General features: G+C 65.9%; 14 protein-coding genes. 11 read left to right on the forward strand and 3 right to left on the reverse strand.

Features of this window, described 5'->3' with window-relative positions; translation table 11 throughout:
- The first annotated feature begins 100 nt into the window (after window positions 1–100).
- The 8 genes from amaB to ACCQ03_RS08910 all read left to right on the forward strand — a co-directional run bounded on the left by amaB (window position 101) and on the right by ACCQ03_RS08910 (window position 8,519).
- Window positions 101–1,633, forward strand: coding sequence for an L-piperidine-6-carboxylate dehydrogenase (amaB, locus tag ACCQ03_RS08875; RefSeq protein WP_057677508.1), 1,533 nt, complete (start codon window positions 101–103; stop codon window positions 1,631–1,633).
- A gap of 495 nt (window positions 1,634–2,128) precedes the next feature.
- Window positions 2,129–2,413, forward strand: a complete 285-nt coding sequence (locus ACCQ03_RS08880; RefSeq protein ID WP_011347158.1) for a DUF4190 domain-containing protein — start codon at window positions 2,129–2,131, stop codon at window positions 2,411–2,413.
- A gap of 2 nt (window positions 2,414–2,415) precedes the next feature.
- A complete protein-coding gene (locus tag ACCQ03_RS08885; protein ID WP_057677507.1) occupies window positions 2,416–3,183 on the forward strand; it encodes a class I SAM-dependent methyltransferase in 768 nt (255 codons plus the stop codon).
- Between the two features lie 5 nt (window positions 3,184–3,188).
- Window positions 3,189–4,244 (forward strand): quinone-dependent dihydroorotate dehydrogenase, encoded by a 1,056-nt coding sequence (locus ACCQ03_RS08890; protein ID WP_005923429.1) that lies wholly within the window; start codon window positions 3,189–3,191, stop codon window positions 4,242–4,244.
- On the forward strand, window positions 4,241–5,293 hold the full coding sequence (murB, locus tag ACCQ03_RS08895) for a UDP-N-acetylmuramate dehydrogenase (RefSeq protein WP_057677506.1): 1,053 nt from the start codon (window positions 4,241–4,243) through the stop codon (window positions 5,291–5,293). Before ACCQ03_RS08890 ends, murB begins: the two co-directional genes overlap by 4 nt.
- Complete coding sequence (locus ACCQ03_RS08900) at window positions 5,287–6,198, forward strand: DMT family transporter (protein WP_209227744.1); 912 nt, start codon at window positions 5,287–5,289, stop codon at window positions 6,196–6,198. The genes murB and ACCQ03_RS08900 overlap by 7 nt, the downstream gene beginning before the upstream one ends.
- Window positions 6,199–6,337: 139 nt before the next feature.
- Complete coding sequence (locus tag ACCQ03_RS08905; RefSeq protein WP_057677505.1) at window positions 6,338–7,042, forward strand: aspartate/glutamate racemase family protein; 705 nt, start codon at window positions 6,338–6,340, stop codon at window positions 7,040–7,042.
- Between the two features lie 193 nt (window positions 7,043–7,235).
- Window positions 7,236–8,519: an MFS transporter gene (locus ACCQ03_RS08910; RefSeq protein ID WP_150145863.1), complete on the forward strand. Its 1,284-nt coding sequence runs from the start codon at window positions 7,236–7,238 to the stop codon at window positions 8,517–8,519.
- On the opposite strand, the gene ACCQ03_RS08915 is transcribed toward ACCQ03_RS08910, so the two are convergent.
- Both ACCQ03_RS08915 and ispG read right to left on the reverse strand, forming a co-directional pair.
- Entirely contained in the window at window positions 8,516–9,247 is a 732-nt protein-coding gene (locus tag ACCQ03_RS08915; RefSeq protein ID WP_017158055.1) for a phosphatase PAP2 family protein, read from the reverse strand. The two genes, ACCQ03_RS08910 and ACCQ03_RS08915, sit on opposite strands and share 4 nt — an antisense overlap.
- Complete coding sequence (gene ispG, locus ACCQ03_RS08920) at window positions 9,228–10,493, reverse strand: flavodoxin-dependent (E)-4-hydroxy-3-methylbut-2-enyl-diphosphate synthase (RefSeq protein WP_057687124.1); 1,266 nt, start codon at window positions 10,491–10,493, stop codon at window positions 9,228–9,230. The genes ACCQ03_RS08915 and ispG overlap by 20 nt, the downstream gene beginning before the upstream one ends.
- Before the next feature lie 321 nt (window positions 10,494–10,814).
- Between ispG and ACCQ03_RS08925 the strand changes: the two genes are divergently transcribed.
- Both ACCQ03_RS08925 and ACCQ03_RS08930 read left to right on the forward strand, forming a co-directional pair.
- Complete coding sequence (locus tag ACCQ03_RS08925) at window positions 10,815–12,041, forward strand: ATP-binding protein (protein ID WP_057678955.1); 1,227 nt, start codon at window positions 10,815–10,817, stop codon at window positions 12,039–12,041.
- Window positions 12,038–12,604: a response regulator transcription factor gene (locus ACCQ03_RS08930; protein WP_017158628.1), complete on the forward strand. Its 567-nt coding sequence runs from the start codon at window positions 12,038–12,040 to the stop codon at window positions 12,602–12,604. The genes ACCQ03_RS08925 and ACCQ03_RS08930 overlap by 4 nt, the downstream gene beginning before the upstream one ends.
- 185 nt (window positions 12,605–12,789) lie before the next feature.
- On the opposite strand, the gene ACCQ03_RS08935 is transcribed toward ACCQ03_RS08930, so the two are convergent.
- On the reverse strand, window positions 12,790–13,776 hold the full coding sequence (locus tag ACCQ03_RS08935) for a cellulase family glycosylhydrolase (RefSeq protein ID WP_057678956.1): 987 nt from the start codon (window positions 13,774–13,776) through the stop codon (window positions 12,790–12,792).
- A 485-nt stretch (window positions 13,777–14,261) separates the two neighbouring features.
- On the opposite strand from ACCQ03_RS08935, the gene ACCQ03_RS08940 reads away from it, so the two are divergent.
- The gene (locus ACCQ03_RS08940) at window positions 14,262–16,118 is read left to right on the forward strand and encodes a putative bifunctional diguanylate cyclase/phosphodiesterase (RefSeq protein ID WP_057678957.1); all 1,857 of its coding nucleotides are present in this window, start codon (window positions 14,262–14,264) and stop codon (window positions 16,116–16,118) included.
- Window positions 16,119–16,244: the final 126 nt, after the last annotated feature.

Below are 16,244 nucleotides of genomic sequence, written 5' to 3' on the forward strand. Positions count from 1 at the left end.
TGCCAAGCCGGTAGGTGGCCGGCGGAGCCTGCTAAAATCGCCGCCTACCGAGTTGCGGGTGGCTCTGCTACCGCGACCGTCACCGTTTCCAGGAGATCCCATGTCCGCTGACCTGCTCAAGGCGCTCGACCTCGCTGCGTCCAATTCCGGTACCTATCTTGGCGAGGCGACCTGGTCGCAGGCCACCGGCGCCGGGGTGCTGCAGCCGCTCAATCCGACCACCAACGCGGTGATCGCCGAGGTGCAGGCGACCACGCCGGAAGACTACGAGCTGATCGTCCAGCGCGCGCAGGCCGCCTTCAAGGTTTGGCGGACCACGCCGGCGCCGCGTCGCGGCGAGGCGGTGCGTCTGTGCGGCGAGGCGCTGCGCGCGCACAAGGATGCGCTCGGGTCGCTGGTGGCGCTGGAAATGGGCAAGAGCAAGCCCGAAGGCGACGGCGAAGTGCAGGAGATGATCGACATCGCCGACTTTGCCGTGGGCCAGAGCCGCATGCTCTATGGCTACACCATGCATTCGGAGCGCCCCGGCCACCGCATGTACGAGCAGTACCAGCCTTTGGGCCTGGTGGGCATCATCAGCGCGTTCAACTTCCCGGTGGCGGTGTGGGCGTGGAATGCGTTTCTGGCGGCAATTTGCGGCGATGTCTGCATCTGGAAGCCGTCCAACAAGACGCCGCTGACCGCGATCGCGACGATGAAGATCTGCAACGCGGCACTCAAGGGTGCCGGCTTCCCGGACATCTTCTTCCTGATCAACGATGCCGGCACGGCGCTGTCGGAAAAGCTGGTCGAAGACACCCGCGTGCCGTTGATCAGCTTCACCGGTTCGACCCAGATCGGCCGCGTGGTGGCAGAGAAGGTCGCCCGTCGCCTGGGCCGCTGCCTGCTGGAACTGGGCGGCAACAACGCCATCATCCTTGACGAAACCGCCGACCTGAAGCTGGCCATCCCCGGCATCGTGTTCGGTGCGGTCGGCACCGCCGGGCAGCGCTGCACCACCACGCGCCGCCTGATCGTGCACGCCTCCATCTATGACACCGTGCTGGCCACGCTGGTCAAGGCGTACAAGCAGCTCGACAGCAAGATCGGCGACCCCACCGACCCGGCAAACCTGATGGGCCCACTCAACAGCCAGGGTGCCGTTGCGCAGTTCCTCGACTCGATCGCCAAGGCCAAGGCGGCCGGCGGCACCGTCGAAGTGGGCGGCACGGCGATCGATCGCCCGGGTAACTTCGTGCTGCCGGCCATTGTCACGGGGCTGCAGAACAGCGACGCGGTGGTGCAGCACGAGACCTTCGCGCCGATCCTGTACGTGATGAAGTACAGCACGCTGGATGAAGCGATCGAGCTGCAGAATGGCGTGCCGCAGGGCCTGTCGTCGTCGATCTTCACCCAGAACCTCAAGGCCGCCGAGAAGTTCCTGTCGGCGGCAGGCAGCGATTGCGGCATCGCCAACGTCAATATCGGCACCTCGGGTGCGGAAATCGGCGGTGCGTTCGGCGGCGAGAAGGAAACCGGCGGCGGGCGCGAATCCGGCTCGGATGCGTGGAAGGTGTATATGCGTCGTCAGACCAATACCATCAACTACTCCGATTCGCTGCCGCTGGCGCAGGGCATCAAGTTCGATCTTTGATCCACGTCGCATGGCGCGCCGGGCACATGCTTGGCGCGCCGTGCGGTCGCAACGGGCCTGCTGCAGCGGTCCGCGCGGCATCGCCGACGCACATACCCCGGGGTGTTCCCACTATTGCGGCCGCGGTGCCGCCCGGAAAACATTGGCGGCTGCAGGCGAAGCCCAGCAATCCGGCTCTGTGCAGCGCATGCCACGTCTGCACCGGGCGCAGCGCTCGCCCAACGGTAAAATGCCGGCGCCACGTGGCACCGGCCCGGCTTGAGCCCGCCGAGCCGCATGGCGCCCGTTCGGCACGCCGTCAGCCAGCGTCCGGCAGCACGCGCCTCGACAGGCATGGCCACGCCCTACCCGCACGCGCGGCGATTTCAGCTCATCGCGCACGCAAAACCAGCCCCGCAACGACGTTTGGCCGCAAACGGCACGCCTTTTGCCCGGCAGCTCTGGGATAATCGTGCGACGCCAGCCTTCGGCTGCCCGCCTTTCAAGGAGTTCATGATGAACGTTGTCGTTCGACAGACCAGCGCCATGGCGATCGTCAGCCTGGTTGCGGGCATTCTCGGCTGGACGCTGATCCCGTTCCTGGGCAGCATCTGCGCCATCATTACCGGGCATCTGGCCCGCGCGGAAATCCGCCGCAACCCCCAGGGCCTGGATGGCGACGGCCTGGCCATCGGCGGCCTCATCATGGGCTGGCTGGCGGTGGCGCTCTGGGTGGTGGGAATCGCGTTTTTCCTGCTGTTCTTCGGCGGAATGGCCTGGCTTGCGGCCGCCAACAGTTGAGCATGGCCACGCCCTCTTCCGCCCAGCGCTTCAACGACCGCGTGGCGGCCTATGTGCGCTACCGGCCCAGTTACCCCCCGCAGTTGCTGCGCTGGCTGCATGACGAACTGGGCGTGACGCCCGCAACGGCAGTGGCCGACATCGGCGCCGGCACCGGCATTTCCAGCCGCCTGTTTCTGGAAGCCGGGCATGCGGTGACGGCGGTGGAGCCCAACCAGGCCATGCGCGAAGCCGCGCTGCAGTGGCTGGCGGAATTTCCAAAGTTTCAGGCGATCGACGGCACCGCCGAAGCCACCGGGCTGGCCGATGCCAGCGTGGGCTTGGTGTCTGCGGCACAAGCATTCCACTGGTTCGACATGCACGCGGTACGCGAGGAATGGGCGCGCATCCTGCAACCCGGCGGGCTGGCGGTGGTGTACTGGAATTCGCGCGAACTGGACAGCACCGCGTTCCTGCGCGGCTACGAGCAGCTGCTGCTGGATTACGGCACCGACTATTCCGCAGTGGCCGAGCGGTATCAGGACGACGCCACCATGCAGGCGTGGTTCGGCGAAGGCTTCCGCGCGATGGCCCGCTTCCCGAATGTGCAGCGGCTGGACTTCGAGAGCTTGCGCGGCCGCCTGCTGTCGTCCTCGTACGCCCCGCTTGCGCACGACCCACGTCATGCCCCGATGCTCGCCGCACTCCGCACGTTGTTCGATGCGTCTGCGCACGACGGGCTGATCGACTTCCAATACCAAACCCGCGTGTTCGCCGGGAGATTGAACTGACCCGCATGTATTCGCTTGCCCGCCCCTTCCTGTTTTCCCTGGATGCCGAGCGCGCCCACGCGCTGGCGTTGCGTTCCATCGACACCGCCTACCGCACCGGCACCACGGCGTTGCTGGCCAGGCGCCCGGTGCCGCTGCCCACCCCGGCCTTCGGCCTGATGTTCCCCAACCCGGTGGGGCTGGGTGCCGGGCTGGACAAGAACGGCGAGCACATCGATGCGTTGTTTGCGCTGGGCTTCGGCTTTGTCGAGATCGGCACGGTGACGCCGCGTGCGCAGGAAGGCAACCCCAAGCCACGCATGTTCCGATTGCCGGAATACCAGGCGGTGATCAACCGCATGGGCTTCAACAATCTGGGCGTGGATGCGCTGGTGGCCAACGTGCAGCGCGCACGCCGCACGGGAGGCCTGCTCGGCATCAACATCGGCAAGAACAAGGACACGCCCAACGAGGAGGCCACCAGCGACTACCGTTACTGCATGGAGCGCGTGTATCCGCTGGCCGACTACATCACGGTCAACATCTCCTCGCCCAATACCGCAGGCTTGCGCGAGTTGCAGGAGGAACAATCGCTGCGCCGCCTGATTTCCGACTTGCGCGAAACCCAGGAAGCGCTAAGCGCGCAGCACGGCAAACGAGTGCCGATGCTGGTCAAGGTGGCGCCGGACCTCAACGACCGCGACATCGATGCCGCCGCACGCGTGCTGGCCGACCTGGCGGTGGATGGCGTGATCGCCACCAACACCACGGTGACGCGCACGCTAGTGGCCAATCACCCGCTGGCTGCCGAAGCCGGTGGACTCTCCGGCGCGCCGCTGCTGGGGCAATCCACGTTGGTGCTGCGGCGCCTGCGCGCGCGCCTGCCCGAATCGATCCCGTTGATTGGCGTGGGCGGCATCAACTCCGGTGCCGATGCGGTGGCCAAGATGGCAGCCGGTGCGAGCCTGGTGCAGTGCTACAGCGGGTTGGTATATCGCGGACCGCAGCTCATCGGCGAATGCGTCAACGCCATCCGACGCCGCCGCGAAGCACCCAGCGGCGGTGCGGTGTCGCCGTTATGAGCGATGCCGTGCACACAGGCTGGCAGCTGAGCGAACAGGCGCCGCTGCGCGCGCTCAACACCTTCCATGTGGAGGCCACCGCGCGCTGGTTACTCAACGTCCACGCGCCTGAGGCATTGCCGCAGGCATTGGCCGCGCCCGAGATCGCCGGACAACCGTTGCTGGTGCTGGGCAGCGGCAGCAATGTCCTGCTGGCCGGCGATCCGCCGGGCTGCGTGCTGTGTTTCGACAACCGCGAGACCTCCATCATCGCGCACCGTGCCGACCACGCCATCGTGCGCGCCGGTGCCGGCGTGAACTGGCATGCGCTGGTGCTGTACTCGCTGCAGCAGGGCTTGTCGGGGCTGGAAAACCTGGCGTTGATTCCGGGCACCGTGGGCGCCTGCCCGATCCAGAACATCGGCGCGTATGGCGCGCAGGTGGGCGACTTCATCCACGTGGTGGAAGCCTTCGACCGACATGGCCAGCAGTTCGTGCGGCTGGATGCGGCCGACTGCGCGTTCGGCTACCGCGACAGCGTGTTCAAGCAGCAGCCCGAGCGTTATCTGATCGTGGCGGTGGAATTCAATCTACCGCTGCTGCACGAACTGCGACTGGACTACGCCGGAATTCGCGAGGAACTGGCGCGCATGGGCGCCGAACTGGCGGGCGCGGCCGATGTGGCGCAGGCAGTGATCAACATCCGTCGCCGCAAGTTGCCGGACCCGGACGTGCTGGGCAACGCAGGCAGCTTCTTCAAGAACCCGCTGCTGCCGAGCGAACAGATTGCCGCGTTGCAGGCCAGCTTTGCCGACATGCCGGTGTATCCGGGCGAGCATGCCGGCCAGGGCAAATTGTCGGCCGCCTGGCTGATCGAGCAATGCGGCTGGAAGGGCAAGCGCGAGGGCGATGCAGGCGTGTCGCCCGAGCATGCGCTGGTGCTGGTCAATTACGGCACCGCCACCGGCGCGCAGTTACTGGATTTCGCGCGGCGCATCGCCGAGTCGGTGCGCGAGCGCTATTCGGTGATCCTGGAGCCGGAACCGCGCATCATCGGGGCGCATTGGTGACGCCAGCGCAGGTATCGCGGCGAGCCGCGCTGTGGATGCTCACCAGTACCTTCGCCTTCGGGTTGATGGCAATCACCATCCGCCTGGCCTCGAGCACGATTGCGACGACCGAGATCGCATCTTTCCGCAATGCGTTCGGGTTGCTGGCGTTGTTGCCGTTGATCCTGCGGCCGGGCAAGCCGCTGCCGCGCACGCGGCAATTGCCGCAGTATTTCGCCCGTACCTTGATCGGCCTGGCCTCGATGCTGTGCGGGTTTTGGGCGATCGGCCATCTGCCCCTGTCGCAGGCCATCTCGCTCTCCTACTCCACGCCGCTGTTCGTCACCGTGCTGGCCGTGGTATGGCTGCATGAGCAGGTCCGGCTGCGGCGCTGGCTGGCGGTGGCGGCGGGTTTTATCGGCGTGCTGGTGATCCTGCGACCAGGCTCGTCCACGTTCACGCCCGGCTTGCTGATTGCGCTGTTGGCTGCGGTCATCAGCGCCATCGTCGCGATCCAGATCAAACAGCTCTCGCGCAGCGACGACTCGGACACGGTGGTGTTCTACACCTACGTGTTCTGGGTGCCGATGTCGCTGATTCCGGCGCTGTTCCAATGGAACTGGCCGCAGGGCATCGGCTGGGTATGGCTGGTGGCCACTGGCATCTTCGGCACCGCCGGGCAGTTGTTCTGGACGCGCGCACTCAAGCTGGGCGAAGTCTCTGCGTTGCAGCCGATCAGTTTCATGCAGCTGCCGTTGGTGGCGCTGCTGGGTTGGTGGCTGTTCGGCGAGGCGATCGAACGCCACACCGTCATCGGTGCGGCCATCATCATCGGCGCCAACGTCTATATCGCCCATCGCGAAACGGTGCTGGCGCGTCGCGCCGCCACGCATGCACCCGTGGAAGGCGCCAAGCCAGGCGAGTGAGCCGGCATCCTGAGCTGCCAGGGCATGATCGGGAATGCATCTGGTCGGGACGCCAACGTACACTTCGGTCCCCAAGCGCAGCGCACGCTGCGTGCCGTAGCCCTGGCAACCTCATCCGCTGTAGTGTTATGGAGTTCGCATGCCGGTTCCAAGCAAGACAATCGGTTTGATCGGTGGCATGAGCTGGGAATCCACGCTGCCCTACTACCGCATCATCAATCAGCGCGTCCGCCATGCATGCGGCGGCCTGCATTCGGCGAAACTGCTGCTGTACAGCGGCAATTTCCACGACATAGAACGGCTGCAGCACACCGGCGATTGGGAGGGCGCTGGTCAGGCGATGGCAACCGCCGCGCGTGCGCTGCAAGCAGCAGGCGCCGACTTCATCGTGCTGTGCACCAACACCATGCATTGCGTTGCCGACGCGATCACCGCCGCGACGCCACTGCCGCTGCTGCATATCGCCGATGCCACCGCCGCTGCGCTCATCGCAGCGGGCGTCACCCGGGTGGGGTTGCTCGGCACGCGCTTCACCATGGAGCAGCCGTTCTATCGCCAGCGCCTGCAGGCGCGCGGCCTGGACGTGCTGGTGCCGCCGGCCGAGGCACGCGCTCAGCTGCATCGGGTGATCTACGACGAGCTCTGCCAGGGCGTGATCAAGCCCGAATCGCGCGCGTACTTCCGCCAGGTCATGGCCGAGCTAGGCCAGCACGGAGCGCAAGCGATCATCCTGGGCTGCACCGAGATCTCGCTGCTCGTGGACGACACCGATGCACAGTTGCCGTTGTTCGACACCACCGCACTGCACGCCGAGGCAGCGGCGCTGGCAAGCGTGTCCGGCTGATTCGCAGCGAACGTCCAGGCGCGCGCGGTAACCAAAGCCCGCAAGGGTGTTCGCGTAAGGTTTGATGGGTGTCATCGGCATTTCAATGCCAAAACGGCGTAGCGATGGCCGCGCCCGGCAGCTAGCATTGCCTGCTCGGCGCGTCGGCAGGCTTTGATGGCAATGCGCGCCACCCGCGACAGGATGCGACTGCATGACCAGCCATGCCCCATCAACCCAGCTCACCCGCAGCGATTACAAAACGCTGGGCTTGTCTGCGCTGGGCGGCGCGCTGGAGTTCTACGACTTCATCATTTTCATTTTTTTCGCGAAGGTGCTGGGCGAGCTGTTCTTTCCGCCAGGCATTCCGGAGTGGACGCGGCAGCTGCAGACATTCGGCATCTTTGCGGCCGGCTACCTGATCCGCCCGTTGGGCGGCATCGTAATGGCGCACTTTGGCGATCTGCTCGGACGCAAGCGCATGTTCGCGCTGAGCATCGGATTGATGGCGTTGCCCACACTGGCGATCGGCGTGCTGCCGACCTACGCGCAGATCGGCGTGGCCGCACCGCTGCTGCTGTTGACGTTGCGCCTGTTGCAGGGCGCAGCCATCGGTGGCGAAGTACCCAGTGCGTGGGTGTTCGTGGCAGAACATGTGCCCGCGCGGCGCACAGGGCTGGCCTGCGGCACCTTGACCGCTGGCCTGGCTGCCGGCGTGCTGCTTGGTTCGCTGAGTGCCGGCGCACTGAATCGTGCGTTTTCTTCGGACCAAATCGCCGAGTACGCCTGGCGCCTGCCGTTTTTGGCTGGCGGCATCTTCGGCCTGCTCTCGGTGTACTTGCGGCGCTGGCTGCATGAAACGCCGGTGTTCGCCGAGCTGGTCGCCATGCGCGCACTGGCGCGCGAGACGCCACTGAAGGTGGTACTGCGCGATCACCCGCGCAGTCTGGCCATGTCGCTCTGGCTGACCTGGGTGATCGCCGCCGCAGTGCTGGTGGTGTCGCTGATGACACCCACGCTGCTGCAGAGTGCCTACGGCTACCCGGCACCGGTTGCATTGCAGGCCAATCTTCTGGCAGTGCTGATGCAGGCGATCGGCTCGGTGGTAACCGGGGCACTGTCGGATCGTTGGGGCAACGGGCGTGTGCTACTGGCCGGCAGCGTGTGCCTGGGCGTCAGCGCATGGCTGTTCTACCGCTTTGCGGGCGACCCCCACCTGCTGTTCCCGCTGTATGCCCTGCTCGGCGCTGCGCTGGGCGTGCTGGGTGCGATTCCGCGCGTGATGGTCGAAGCGTTTCCACCGGTGGTCCGTCTGTCCGGCGTATCGTTCGCCTACAACCTGGGCTATGCAGTGTTCGGCGGCCTGACCCCGCTGCTGGTGGTGATGCTGCTCAAGCAGCACCCGATGGGGCCGGCGTACTACGTGATCTTGCTGGCTTCCATCGGCGCCATGGTTGGCGCCCGATTAGCGCAGCGGGAGCGTATCAACCGCCGTTAATCGGCAAACGGCACGCGCCCAGGTTGCTCTGCCACCGCGCCAGCCGGCGTGCGCCAATGCGGCCGCCGCGCGCCGCGGAACATCACCAGATACAGCCCGACCACCCACACCAGCGCGGCCGACCAACCGCCCAGGATGTCGGAGGGGTAATGCACGCCCAGGTAGATACGCGAGATGCCCACCAGCAGCGCGAACAGGCTGGCGGCGATGCTCACCGGCCAGCGCCAGCGCGTGTTCCAGGCCAGCGCGATGACCACCGCGGCCAGCGTCATCGAGCCCATCGCGTGGCCGCTGGGAAAACTGAACGTGCTCTCCGGCGCGATCGATTCCCACAAGCTGGGGCGGTCGCGCTGGAAAAACTGCTTGGCGCCCATGTTGAGCAGCGCCGAGCCACCGAATCCCAGCGCGGCAAACGTGCCCTCGCGCCAGCGCTGCAGCACCAGCAACACCAACACGATGGCGATATCGGCCGGAATCACGCCGTATTGGTAGCCGGCCTTGGAGATCGCGCCGAAAAACGCATCCAGGCCGGGCGTGGCGATGCTGCGCATGCTCCACAGCAGCGGCTCGTCGAAGTACACATTTTCCAGCGCGTGGACTTCATCGGCCAGGTCCACGAACAGCCCTAGCGGCAGCAACACCCCTGCGAACAGCAACGCCATGCGCCACGCATTGCTACGCAACCACCCTTTGAACCCGGCCGGCGATTCAGCCGGCGCGGCGGACATAGGTACGTTCGACGTATTGATCGATCAACTCGATGAATTCGTAGGCGATGTTTTCGCCGCGCAAGGTGACGCTTTTTTCGCCATCGATGAACACCGGTGCCGACGGCGCCTCGCCCGTGCCCGGCAGCGAAATCCCGATATTGGCGTGGCGCGATTCGCCTGGCCCGTTGACCACGCAGCCCATCACCGCCAGGGTCATGTTTTCGGCGCCGGGGTTGGTGATTTTCCACTCCGGCATCTTGGCGCGCACATGGTTCTGTACCACGCCGGCCAGTTCCTGGAAGAACTCGGAGGTGGTGCGGCCGCAGCCCGGGCAGGCGGTGACCATCGGGGTAAACGCGCGCTGGCCGGTGGTCTGCAGCAGTTCCTGCGCCACCACCACTTCCTGGGTGCGCGACTGCCCCGGCTCGGGGGTCAGCGAGATACGAATGGTGTCGCCAATGCCCTCCTGCAGCAGCACGCTCAGGGCCGCCGCCGAGGCCACGATGCCCTTGCTGCCGATACCGGCCTCGGTCAGGCCCAGATGCAGCGCGAAATCGCAGCGGCTGGCCATGTCGCGATACACCGCGATCAGCTCCTGCACACCGGACACCTTGGCCGACAGGATGATGCGCTCGCGCGGCAGGCCCAGCTCCACCGCACGCTCGGCTGAATCCACCGCCGAGCGGATCAGCGCCTCGCGCAGTACCCGCCCGGCATCCCACGGGGTATCGCGTTGCGAATTTTCGTCCATCAGCTGCGCTGCCAGCGACTGGTCCAGCGAGCCCCAGTTGGCGCCAATCCGCACCGGCTTGCCGTACTTGATGGCGAACTCGATCAACTGACTGAACTGCAGGTCCTTCTTCTTGCCGAACCCGACATTGCCCGGATTGATGCGGTACTTGGCCAGCGCCTCGGCGCAGGCCGGCTCGGCAGCGAGCAATTGATGGCCGTTGTAATGGAAGTCGCCGATCAAGGGCACTTCGATGCCCATCATGCGCAGCTTGTCGACGATGCGCGGAATGGCGGCAGCGGACTCGGCATTGTTGACGGTCAGGCGCACCATTTCCGAGCCGGCGCGCCACAGATCGGCCACCTGCTTGACGCTGCCGGCGATGTCGGCGGTGTCGGTGTTGGTCATCGACTGGACGACGACCGGATGGCCCCCGCCCACGGTCACGCTGCCGATCTTGACGGCCTGGGTGATGCGGCGCGGCCAGGCGGTGGCGTCGGCGGGAGGGGTTGGGCGGGTCACGGCGTCATGCATCCCGCTATTTTAGCCTGTCCGCCGTGCGCTCACAGCTGAAGCGAGAGGCACGCCGATTTCTAGAGCGTGTTCTGTACGTTGAGGTGAGTGCGAAGCGTCCTGTGGCGCGTCGCGACAAGGCGGCGCCTTGACCACGCTTGCCGCCTGGGCAAGGCGCGCAACGCGGTATCGGCGCGCCACAGGATGCTTCCCGGAGGGTTGGCCGCCGGCGGCCCGGAGAGCGTGGCCAACGCATCTCATCTCAACGTGCATATCCCGCTCGAGGCCGATGCGACGGTTTGTCGCAGGCCACCATCTTCCCAAGCGCATAGCATTGCCGGGATGAACAGCTCCGACGCTTCCTTCCTGCGGACCCTCTGCAGCCTGCGATGGCTGGCCACTGCCGGCCAGGCTGCCACCATCCTGGTCGCGACCGGGCTGATGGGCCTGAACCTGCCGCAGCAACCCCTGTGGGCCGGCGTGGCCGCGTTGGCGGTCTTCAACCTGTATGCGCAGCTGCGCGTGGCGCACCGCGGCGCTGTGAGCCCGGCCACCGAGTTCGGCCACATTCTGGTCGACGTGACCGTGCTGACCTGGATGGTGGGCTGGAGCGGCGGCATCGCCAACCCGTTCGGCTCGTTGTTCCTGGTGCTGATCGCGCTGGCCGCACTGGCACTGCCGCTGAGCTGGGCGATGGCGGTAGCGGCATCGTGCGTGGCCGGCTATGTCATCAGCGCGGCGTTCGGGCTGCCGCTGCCCTACGGCGGCTTCGACCCGCTCAGCCTGCACATGTGGGGCATGGCGGCCAACTTTCTGCTGTCCACCGTGGTGGTGCTGGCGTTCGCGACTCGGCTGGCGTTTTCGATGCGCGAGCGCGAACGCGAGATCTCCACCTTGCGCGAGCGCTTTGCGCGCAACGAAGGCATCGTGGCGCTGGCCACGCATGCGGCGTCGGTGGCGCACGAATTGAACACCCCGCTGGCCACCATGACGCTGCTGGTGGACGACATCGCCGACCAGTGCGATCAGGTGGAACTGCGCGAAGACCTGGACACCTTGCGCGAGCTGCTGGTGCAGTGCCATGAGCGCGTGCTGGCATTGGCGGCACCGGCCGACAACGGCCATCTGAGCCGCGAGGTGGCGGTGAAAGACGTGCTGGAACAATGGCGCCTGGTGCGCCCCACCATCGAACTGCGCCGCAATGATGACGCACCGATGCGGCTGATGCTGCAGCCCGGCGTCAGCCACCTGCTGATGGTGCTGCTCAACAATGCCGCCGATGCCGGCGAACGGGCCGGGCGTCCGCAGATCGACCTGACCCTGCGGGTGGAACACGACTATCTCAGCGGCGAAGTGCGCGACTACGGACCCGGCTTCGACACCGCGCAAGCGATGCTGCCGGGCACGCTGTTCAATAGCGGCAAGCACGACGGCATGGGCGTCGGGCTGGCGCTCTCGCATGCCACTGTCGAACGCCTGCAGGGCGAGCTGTGGATGCTGCCCGCCGAAGGCAGCGGCGCGCGCGTCGGTTTTCGTCTGCCGCTCTCCGACCACGAGGCACTCGCATGACAAGTCCCCCAATCCGTACCGGCCTGCTGGTCGACGACGACACCTTGTACCTGCGCACGCTGCAGCGCAGCCTTGCACGCCGCGGCGTGGAAACGCTCACCGCCACCGATGCGGCCAGTGCATTGTCCACGGCACGCAGCGCGTTGCCGGATTTTGCGTTGATCGATCTCAAGCTCGGCCACGACTCCGGTTTGAGCCTGATCCAGCCGCTGCGCGAGATTCGCGCCGACATGCGCATCCTGCTGGTCACCGGTTACGCCAGTATCGCCACGGCGGTGGAGGCGATCAAACTCGGCGCCGATGACTACCTGCCCAAGCCGGCCAATATTCCCACCATCATGCGGGCGCTGGGCGAAGAGGATGACGAGTTGCCAGAGCCGGACGAAGAAGAAAGCGCGCAGGAAATGATGACGCCGCTCAGCCGCCTGCAGTGGGAGCACATCCAGCAGGCGCTGCACGAAACCGGCGGCAACGTGTCGGCGGCCGCGCGCCTGCTCGGCATGCATCGCCGATCGCTGCAGCGCAAGCTGACCAAACGCCCGAGCCCGGGGCCGTTACGCTAGCCGTCTTGCCCCTGTCGCCGGACCTTAAACGGCAGGGATATCGCGAAGACTTGTGACGCATCTGAAATGCGTGTCACGCGTGCCGGTGTGCCGATGCCGGCCGCGCAACGGCGCACAGATCGACAGCGTTGCAATGCCCTTGTGCGCGGCCGAAAAACTACAGTTTCCGGCTGCAGGACTTCATCTCACAGCGGGCCGAACACGCTTGCCCGACGCGAGGTTGCCGCGATGCCATCGGTGCCCAGGATCAGGTTGCGGCCCCAGCTGCTCAGTTGAGCGGCATTCCAGCCGATCGCGATATCCAGCGACTGCGTGCTGCTGTCGTTGCCCGACCATGACCAGCCCATGTAGCCAACCTTGTAGTCGCGCGCGCGGCGCATGATCGCCGCTTCGTCCACATGCGCACCGCGATGGTCGCCACCGAATTCGCCGATCACCAGCGCCAGCTTTTTATCGTTGAAGGCGCGCAGATAATTGTTGATCGTGGCATCGCTACCGAACACCTCGTACATGTGCACGCTGAACACCAGGTTGCGGCGGCTGTCGCGGGCCAGCAGCACAGCGGCGTTGTCGCGCATGTAGAACTGCCAGTCCTGGCCCCAGTTGGGCGCATCCACCATCAAGGCGTGGGTCAGTCCATTCTTGCGCAAAGTGGCGATGGCGGTAGCATGGCCGTTGACCCATTCGCTGGCAGTCAGGCTATTGCCGAACGGTTCGTTGGCGATATTGATGACCACATGGTCTTCATTGCCGATCAAGGCCTTGCGGATGGCGACCCAGTAATTGGTCGCATTGAGCAGATTCGCAGCGGCGGTGTCTTCGCCGTAGCCGGTGGTGTCGTGGACCTCCAGCACGGCGATCAAGCCCAGGCTTTTGCAGCGCGCGATGATGCGGGCCACATCGGCCTCCGGTGTGCGCGTCCAGCGGTAGCCGGAACTGAGCACGACGCGCACGCTGTTGGCACCGGTGGCCGCGATGGCTGCCAACGCCGCATCGGTGCGGCCCGCGTACCAGGCATGTGGAAGATTGACGCCGCGCAGCACCAATGCATTGCCATTGGACTCGCGCAACTGCGTGCCGGACACCGTGAGCCCGGCATGGGCGGCAGACGGCAGCGCCAGACCGGCGGCGACGAGAAGCGTGCGTTGTGCAAAAGACAGCAATGAATTCACGATGATTCCAGAAAAGAAGTGACAAAAGCCGCGGCGGCCAGCCCACAGCGCGAGTGAAGACTGTGTCAACTCGTGTCACGCATGAGGCGAATGCGCATCACAAAAGCAAACATCGGCCAAAGACCATTGGTCGCATGCGCGACGCGGATAGTTGCGCTGCGTCAACACTGCTGCCTCCAAAAGGTGATCGGCAGCGCACGCGGGATATTTAGGCGTCGCCACCGGAGGGCATGCGCCACTGCGCATCGGAGCGTGTCCACGTCCTGCAACGGCAGCATTGGCCGGTCGAGGGAAGCGGATCGACCGTTTCCGGCGCATGGCCTGCGACAGCGCTGCGCAAATGGCATTCCGATCGCGCGCGGCGCGTGTGTGGCGCTGCCAAGGCACTGTTCGCGTGTTCCAACGCGGCCCGGGTCCGCCTGCTGCAACTGAACGGCACCAATCGGCGCCAATCAAGGGATTACGCTTCAGGCCGATACGAGCACATGCCTTCCCTGCCTGCCCCCGTCGCGTCTCTTCTTCCGCCCACGCTCGACGAGTCCACCCGGCTCGAGGTGCTGCGCGGCCTGTGCCTGCTGGATTCGCCGCCAGACCCGGTGTTCGACACCGTGGCCGCGATGGCCGCGCGCAGCCTGGACGCGGAAATTGCGGTGGTCTCGCTGGTGGACGAGCACCGCCAGTGGTTCAAGGCGCGCATTGGCCTGGAAGCGCGCGAAACGCCGCGTAGCCAGGCGTTCTGCGCGCATGCGATCCGCTCGGACGAGGTGATGGTGGTGCCGGATGCGCAACTGGATCCGCGCTTTTGCGACAACCCGCTGGTGCTGGGCCCGCCGTTCATTCGCTTCTATGCCGGCGCACCGCTGAAGCTGCGCGACGGCCATCGCATCGGCACCTTGTGCGTGATCGGCACCAGCCCGCGCCCAGGGCTGGATCAAGCTGCGATCACGCAGCTGGAAGGCCTGCGCGACCTGGCCGTGCTGCGCGTGGAAAACCTGCGCAGTACCACCTACCGCGATGGTCCGACCGGGCTGCCCAACCGCTCGCGCTTTAGCGAAGACCTGGATACCTGGCTGTCGCAACGCGACACTGCACCGGCGACCACGGCGGTGGCCATCGATGTCTGCGGCAGCGACTACTTCCGCGATATGGTCAAGGCGCTGGGCTGGGAATACGCAGACGGCTACGTCGCCCTGGCGCAGCGCCGCCTTGCGGCCTATCTGCCCGGCGGCACCCTGCTGTATCGGCTGGACCCGACGACCTTCGGCTTCCTGGCCCAGGCGGAAGGCCAGCGCCTGGCCACGCTATGCACCAAGGTCTCCAAGGCGTTCACCGAGCCGTTGGAACACCAGGGCATTCCGCATACCGCGGTGGCTTCGATCGGCGCGGTGTCGCTGCAGTCCAGCTACGGCGCCGCCGATACCATCCGCTCACTGACCACCGCGGTGGATATCGCGCGCGAGCGCTGCCTGCCGTGGAGCATGTACGAGCGCAAGCACGATGTCGCCCAGCGCAACTCCTTCCGCCTGCTCGCCGCCCTGCCCGCTGCCCTGGACAGCGCCAGCCAGCTGCGCCTGCACTTTCAACCGCGCGTGGACCTGCACGACCACCGCTGCGTCGGCGTGGAAGCCTTGCTGCGCTGGCAGCACCCGATGATTGGCCCAGTGATGCCGTCGGATTTCATTCCGATGGCCGAGAAAACTGCGCTGATCAACCGCATTACCGCCTGGGTCATCGACAACGGCATCGCGCAGGCAGCGCGCTGGCAGCAGCAAGGCCTGGACTTCAACCTGGCCTTGAACGTGTCGGCTGCCGATCTGGACCGCCCCGGTTTTGCAGGCCTGTTGCGGCGTGGCCTGGATCGTCACAAGCTGGACCCGCGCCGGCTGGAGATCGAATTCACCGAAAGCGCGATGATCCGCCACCCCGATCACCTGGCCGAACAACTGGCCGCCATTGCGGCGCTGGGCGTGCATATCGCCATCGACGACTTCGGCACCGGCTACAGCAATTTCAGCTATCTCAAGCAGCTGCCGGCCAGTTCGTTGAAGATCGATCAATCCTTCATCCGCTCGCTGCCGGACAGCCAAACCGATCGCACCCTGGTACCGGCGATGATCCAGCTTGGCCACAGTCTGGGCCAGCGTGTGGTCGCCGAAGGCATCGAATCGGCGGAGGCGTACGCGCAATTGCGCGCCTGGGGCTGCGACGAAGGCCAGGGCTACTGGATCGCCAAACCGATGCCGGCCGCCGCGTTGGAAACCTGGCTGGAAACGCCGTGGCACGAGCAACATGCCGCGCCGGCCAACCTGCTTGCCGCCAGCTTGGCCGCGGCGCGCGTCTAGGCGCAGCCAACAAACCAACCGCTTCCACCATTCGGTGGCGCGTGCGGTACGCGAGCGGCATCTCCCACGCGTGCACAGTGGATCCTGTGGGCCATCCAAACCCGCTTGACGAAGCTCGCCGCCGAA

This window comes from Xanthomonas sp. NCPPB 3569 (assembly GCF_041475645.2).
GTDB classification, from domain to species: Bacteria; Pseudomonadota; Gammaproteobacteria; order Xanthomonadales; family Xanthomonadaceae; genus Xanthomonas; species Xanthomonas phaseoli.